Origin of the sequence: Gloeomargarita sp. SRBZ-1_bins_9, from assembly GCA_039794565.1 — a bacterium.
In the GTDB taxonomy this organism is placed as follows: domain Bacteria; phylum Cyanobacteriota; class Cyanobacteriia; order Gloeomargaritales; family Gloeomargaritaceae; genus Gloeomargarita.
The window spans coordinates 36,081-42,500 of sequence record JAUQVX010000005.1 but is presented as its reverse complement, the minus strand read 5'-3'; the positions used below and the strand labels follow the sequence as shown (position 1 = coordinate 42,500).

The window sequence follows — 6,420 nt, the reverse complement described above, 5'->3', positions numbered from 1 at the left end:
AGCAACGAGTTTTGGGCGTGAGTTTCGTTGTGGCAGGTGGTCATCCCGAGGTCAATCGGGGTTTAGCCTTTGGCTGTACTTCCAAGCCTATTTTGTCCGGGGCGAGGGCTATTAGCTCAGGTGGTTAGAGCGCACCCCTGATAAGGGTGAGGACCCTGGTTCAAGTCCAGGATGGCCCACTCGGGGGGGTATGGCTCAGTGGTAGAGCGCCTGCTTTGCACGCAGGATGTCAGCGGTTCGAATCCGCTTACCTCCACCAGATGTCGTGTTCAGCACTTGCGGGATAGACGCAAACTGCTGGACGCGCGAGCGCCAGTACCGAACCTTGACAACTGCATAGCGTTAGATAGTCATCACCAATGGACAAGGATCCAAGGGCTGATGGTGGATACCTTGGCACTCAGAGGCGATGAAGGACGTGGCTACCGACGAAACGCTCCGGGGAGCTGGCAGCAAGCGATGATCCGGAGGTCTCCGAATGGGGCAACCCTATAGACGGTCGGCTGAATCCATAGGCCGACGCGAGCGAACCCGGCGAACTGAAACATCTTAGTAGCCGGAGGAAAAGAAAGCAACCGCGATTCCCCTAGTAGCGGCGAGCGAACGGGGAGCAGCCTAAACCAGGTGGCTTGCCATCTGGGGTCGTGGGACGGCACCACGGGACCGGAGGCGCTAGACGAAGTGTTTGAATGGCACACCAGAGAAGGTGAAAGTCCTGTAGTCGAAAGCGTCGAAGGCCCAGCCGGATCCCGAGTAGCATGGGAGATAACCCGTGTGAATCTGCGAGGCCCACCTCGTAAGGCTAAATACTCCTGAGTGACCGATAGTGGAACAGTACCGCGAGGGAAAGGTGAAAAGAACCCCGGGCAGGGGAGTGAAATAGAGCATGAAACCATCAGCCTACAAGCAGTGGGCGGCCGATTAAAACGGCTAACCGCGTGCCTGTTGAAGAATGAGCCGGCGACTTGTAAGTCCCTGGCAGGTTAAGCCGGAAATGGCGAAGCCGTAGGGAAACCGAGTCTGAAGAGGGCGTTTGTCAGGGCTTACAGACCCGAACCCGGGTGATCTAACCATGGGCAGGATGAAGCTTGGGTGACACCAAGTGGAGGTCCGAACCGACCGATGTTGAAAAATCGGCGGATGACCTGTGGTTAGGGGTGAAATGCCAATCGAACCCGGAGCTAGCTGGTTCTCCCCGAAATGCGTTGAGGCGCAGCGGTCACCATACCGGTTGGGGGTAGAGCACTGTTTCGGTGCGGGCGGCGAGAGCTGTACCAAATCGAGGCAAACTCCGAATACCAACCGTTGAGGTGGCTAGTGAGACGGTGGGGGATAAGCTTCATCGTCGAGAGGGAAACAGCCCAGACCACCAGCTAAGGTCCCCAAATCATGGCTAAGTGGCAAAGGAGGTGGGGGTGCACAGACAACCAGGAGGTTGGCTTAGAAGCAGCCATCCTTGAAAGAGTGCGTAATAGCTCACTGGTCAAGCGCTCCTGCGCCGAAAATGAACGGGACTAAGCCATGTACCGAAGCTGTGGACAGGCAACTGTGGTAGGGGAGCGTTCCGAGTGGGGTGAAGCATCAGCGGAAGCAGGTGTGGACTGCTCGGAAGTGAGAATGCCGGCTTGAGTAGCGAAAACATTGGTGAGAATCCAATGCCCCGGAAACCCAAGGGTTCCGCCGGCAGGTTCGTCCGCGGCGGGTGAGTCAGGGCCTAAGGCGAGGCCGAAAGGCGTAGTCGATGGACAACGGGTTAATATTCCCGTACCGTGTGCGGATTGGGATGGGGGACGGAGGAGGCTAAGCCAGCGGGATGTTGGTTACCCGTGCAAGTGTCCGACGCGAAGAGGGGCGGCGAAAACGCCCTGAGCCGAGGCGCGAGTCCGAGCCGCTACGGCGGCGAAGTGGCTGACGTCAGACTCCCGAGAAAAGCCCAACCCCGTTAAGCACACGCCTGTACCCGAAACCGACACAGGTGGGTTGGTAGAGGATACCAAGGGGCGCGAGCTAACTCTCTCTAAGGAACTCGGCAAAATGGCCCCGTAAGTTCGCAAGAAGGGGTGCCTGCGAAAGCAGGTCGCAGTGAAGAGGCCCAGGCGACTGTTTACCAAAAACACAGGTCTCCGCTAAGTCGTAAGACGACGTATAGGGGCTGACGCCTGCCCAGTGCCGGAAGGTTAAGGAAGCCGGTTAGCGCAAGCGAAGCTGGCGACCGAAGCCCCGGTGAACGGCGGCCGTAACTATAACGGTCCTAAGGTAGCGAAATTCCTTGTCGGGTAAGTTCCGACCCGCACGAAAGGCGTAACGATCTGGGCGCTGTCTCGGAGAGAGGCTCGGCGAAATAGACATGTCCGTGAAGATGCGGACTACCTGTACCTGGACAGAAAGACCCTATGAAGCTTTACTGTAGCCTGGGATTGGGTTTTGGCTTGCTCTGCGTAGGATAGGTGGGAGGCTGAGAAGTGCCCCTTGCGGGGGGCATGGAGCCGACGGTGAAATACCACTCTGAGCAGGCTGAGATTCTAACCTTGACCCGTGAGCCGGGCAGGGGACAGTTTCAGGTGGGCAGTTTGACTGGGGCGGTCGCCTCCTAAAAGGTAACGGAGGCGCGCAAAGGTTCCCTCAGGCTGGTCGGAAATCAGCCGTAGAGTGCAAAGGCAGAAGGGAGCTTGACTGCGAGACCTACAAGTCGAGCAGGGACGAAAGTCGGCCTTAGTGATCCGACGGTGCTGTGTGGAAGGGCCGTCGCTCAACGGATAAAAGTTACTCTAGGGATAACAGGCTGATCTCCCCCAAGAGTCCACATCGACGGGGAGGTTTGGCACCTCGATGTCGGCTCATCGCAACCTGGGGCTGTAGTCGGTCCCAAGGGTTGGGCTGTTCGCCCATTAAAGCGGTACGTGAGCTGGGTTCAGAACGTAACTCATTGCGTCACTCCACAGTGATGTGGAGTAGCAAACCGACTAAAATCGGTGGAACCTTATCTGGGTTACCGAACGCCCGGGTAAGGCGATACCGAGGGTAAGTAGGATGCCCGTACCATGACGACTCCTGAGGTGTGGAGTTACATTGCTGGCTTTTTGGATGGGGATGGCTGCATTAATGTCCAACTGGTCCGTCGCAAGGACTACCGGTTGGGGTACCAGATCCGTCCAAGTATCACGTTCTTCCAAAAGCGGAAGCATCGGGCGTTCCTGGAATGGCTGCAGTCTATGTTGGGTGTGGGCCACATCCGGGAGCGCAAGGATGGGATGAGTGAGTACAGTGTGGTGAAGGTTTGGGCGGTAGAGCGGGTACTGCAGCAATTGCGGCCTTATGTCCGTCTTAAGCAGCCACAATGTGACTTGGTGCTGGAAATCGTGGCGGAGTTGAAGCACTCGGCGCGGTTGACGCCTCAGGAGTTCTTGGACTTGGCGCGGAAGGTGGACCGCTTTGAGGAGTTGAATGATTCCAAGCGGCGCACGATTAAGTCCAGCCAAGTGGAGGAGTTTATGCGTGTACGGCACATCCTAATCCCGTAGAGACTGAGACCTAGGCTTGGTCAACTCCCAAGCGTAAGTCGAGAACCCCTGCTGGTCAGGGTGTTCAAACGTCGGCTCCTGTGCTCGTTAGTGAGTGAGAGCCAGGATGAAGGTATAGTCCATGCCCGTAGTGATACGGGGGTCGCATGCGTGAGACAGTTCGGTCCATATCCGGTACAGGCGTTGGAGCATTGAGGGGAGTCCTCCTTAGTACGAGAGGACCGGGAGGAACGCACCGCTGGTGTACCTGTTATCGTGCCAACGGTAAACGCAGGGTAGCCATGTGCGGAGTGGATAACCGCTGAAAGCATCTAAGTGGGAAGCCCACCCCAAGATGAGTGCTCCTAGGTCACAGGTAGACTACCTGTTGATAGGCATCAGGTGTAAGCGCAGTAATGCGTTCAGCCGAGATGTCCTAACAGACCGTACCCCTTGTCTGTTGGTGTGACTATCTATCCCTATGCAGTTCTCAGGGTTCGGTTATGTTAATTTTCCCTTTCCTGGTGTCTATGGCGCGGTGGAACCACGCCGATCCATCCCGAACTCGGAGGTGAAACGCCGCAGCGGCGACGATAGTAGGTGGGCAACTGCCTGCGAAAATAGCACGATGCCAGGAAAAGCTTCCTAGGCCCCTCTGGACTTCGCGTTCAGGGGGGTCTTGTTTGGGGAGGTACATTTGCTAGGACTGGTTGCTACAGGTTTCAGGAGACTTGTCGCTATCGGTGTTTCTATAGAGAATGGATGTAAGCACCGGCGTGAGATGACTCCAAACTGGCTTTATGTCACCCCTGTTGCAATTGCAAGCGGCCTATAACGCCGGTAAGCGGTCCTTTTCCCAGGTGCAATTGGCCGGACAACTGTTGGAGGGGATAGTCCTCAATGAGGCGTTTCTCGCCCGGGCAAATTTGCAAGGGGCCTACCTCTGCTATGGCCAATTAGTGGCTGTGAATTTGGTCCAGGCTAATCTCCGCCATGCGGAATTGGTGCGGGTGAATCTGCAGCAGGCCAACTTGAGCGAAGCGGATTTACGGGGATCTAATCTGGTGGAAGCTAACTTGGCGCGAGTCAGTTTGTTTCAGGCCCAGTTGGATGGGGCCAATCTTACGGAGGCCGATCTCCGCGACGGAAATCTCCGCCAGGCCAGTTTGAATGGGGCGACCCTCTCCGGCTGTAACTTACGCGGGGCCGATTTGCAAGGGGCTTACCTGGCGCGGGTGCAGTTGGCCGGGGCGGATTTAGGGGGGGCAAACCTGGCAGGTGCGGTCCTGGTGCGGGGTGAATTGAGTGGGGTGGGCTTAAGCCGGGCTAATCTTCGGGGTGCGGATTTGACCGGTTGCAATCTTACTCGCGCTGACCTATACCGAGCGGATTTGACCGGCGCCCATTTGATCCGGGCTGATCTAACGGAGGCTGAACTGGGCCGCGTATGCTTAAGGCAGGCCTGTTTGAGTGCGGCGATTTTGAACCGAGCTGTACTGCAGGGGGCAGACCTATATGGGGACGAGGGCTGGACGGACTTGAGTTCGGCGATACTGACGGACTGCAATTTGGCCGACGCCGATTTGCGGCGCGTGAATTTAACGTGGGCGAACTTGAGTGGTGCGATTCTTACCGGCGCAGACCTGCGGGGGTCCCAGTTATGGGGCGCCAACCTGACCAATGCCAATCTAACGGGAGCTAACCTGGCTGGCACGGATTTACGGATGACGGTTCTGACGGACGTCAAACTGCATCGCACAGACCTATCGGGCTGTAATCTCCAGGGGGTGGATTTGAGCCGGCGAGAACTGACTATGGTGAATCTGCACCGGGCCGACCTGCGGGGGGCTAACTTCAGTCGGGCCGTCTTCCAGCAGGCGGATTTGATCGATGCCCTGCTCGATGGGACTGATTTTAGTGAGGCGGACCTGCGCCAGGCTCGCTTGCACGCTAGGCCGGTTGGGGCGAATCTGAAGGGGGCACGCTTGCCGAAGCTGTGACAAACCGTGCCAACCATCCCGGTTAGGTTAAGATAGCAAGAGCAACCGTTTATTGGTCGTGGCCTATGACTCCGAGTTTGGTGAATTTTTTCTACAGCTTGTTGGCGGGGCTGGTGGTGGTGGTCATTCCTGTCACCGCAGCGCTTTTGTTTGTCAGCCAAAAGGACAAGATTCGGCGGTCTTCCTAGAGGCGAATCGCTAAAATAGGGTCAAGGTCGGCTGTTGGGCCTTAGCTACAGAAGGAGTCACTCGTGGGTACTGGTTTTCCCGCTCCGGTTTTTCTTGGCATCGTCTTGATTGCGGGTGGCGTGCTGCTCTTTTTTCTAGGGCGTCTGCGGCCAGCCTTGCGCCGGGACTCGGATGTGGTCTATGCCCTGATTGCTCTCATCAGTGGCCTGATTCTCATTGTGGATTTCAACCTGCTGAACTTCGGGTTGATTTTTCAACAGGTGTTGTTGGTGGGGGCCTTGATTGCTCTGACGTGGGAAAATTTAGTCCTGCGCAGTAAGACGCCGTCGCCCCGCACCCGGGAAATGCCACCCCGTCGCCCGCGGGAAGGGAGTCGTTCACCGGCCTATCGGGAGTATGCCGAAACAGCCGCCTACCGCCAGCGGGATGAGGACTACAGGGAACCACCCCGTCCCCGTCGCCGGAATGAGGTTGTGATTGATTCGGTGGATGAGTGGGAAGCGGAACTGCCCCAGTCGGAGCGGGCAGCTATCCAGGAGGAAACCGGTACCCGTTACCGCAGCTCGGAACGGGATACGGACCGGGAGGAGACGGTTATGCTGACAACAACCACTGCGCGCCGGTCGCGGCGTCCTCGCCCCCAATATCCCCCCCGCCGGTCGCGAACCGAGACTCCCGATGTGGAATGGGATAACACGGCTCACTTTGACGATGACGACGATCTGTAGGGG

3 protein-coding genes, 2 tRNA genes and 2 rRNA genes are annotated in these 6,420 nt (G+C 57.3%); all 7 read left to right on the top strand.

Annotation, left to right across the window (positions count from 1 at the left end; all coding sequences use genetic code 11):
• Positions 1-105: 105 nt before the first annotated feature.
• The 7 genes from Q6L55_06345 (at position 106) to Q6L55_06315 (ending at position 6,417) form a co-directional block, all read left to right on the top strand.
• Positions 106-179, top strand: a tRNA-Ile gene (locus Q6L55_06345).
• Between the two features lie 5 nt (positions 180-184).
• Positions 185-259 (top strand) — tRNA-Ala (locus Q6L55_06340).
• A 102-nt stretch (positions 260-361) separates the two neighbouring features.
• Positions 362-3,961, top strand: a 23S ribosomal RNA gene (locus Q6L55_06335).
• A 59-nt stretch (positions 3,962-4,020) separates the two neighbouring features.
• Positions 4,021-4,137 (top strand): 5S ribosomal RNA (gene rrf, locus Q6L55_06330).
• 163 nt (positions 4,138-4,300) lie between these two features.
• A complete protein-coding gene (locus Q6L55_06325; GenBank protein MEN9258330.1) occupies positions 4,301-5,500 on the top strand; it encodes a pentapeptide repeat-containing protein in 1,200 nt (399 codons plus the stop codon).
• Between the two features lie 65 nt (positions 5,501-5,565).
• Entirely contained in the window at positions 5,566-5,688 is a 123-nt protein-coding gene (locus Q6L55_06320) for a photosystem II reaction center X protein (protein ID MEN9258329.1), read from the top strand.
• A gap of 63 nt (positions 5,689-5,751) precedes the next feature.
• Entirely contained in the window at positions 5,752-6,417 is a 666-nt protein-coding gene (locus Q6L55_06315; protein MEN9258328.1) for a Ycf66 family protein, read from the top strand.
• Positions 6,418-6,420 lie beyond the last annotated feature (3 nt).

Bases quoted from the DNA above. Each gene is read 5' to 3' on its own strand.
- Q6L55_06320 (MEN9258329.1), top strand. From the start codon at position 5,566: ATGACTCCGAGTTTGGTGAATTTTTTCTACAGCTTGTTGGCGGGGCTG.
- Q6L55_06325 (MEN9258330.1), top strand. From the start codon at position 4,301: ATGTCACCCCTGTTGCAATTGCAAGCGGCCTATAACGCCGGTAAGCGG.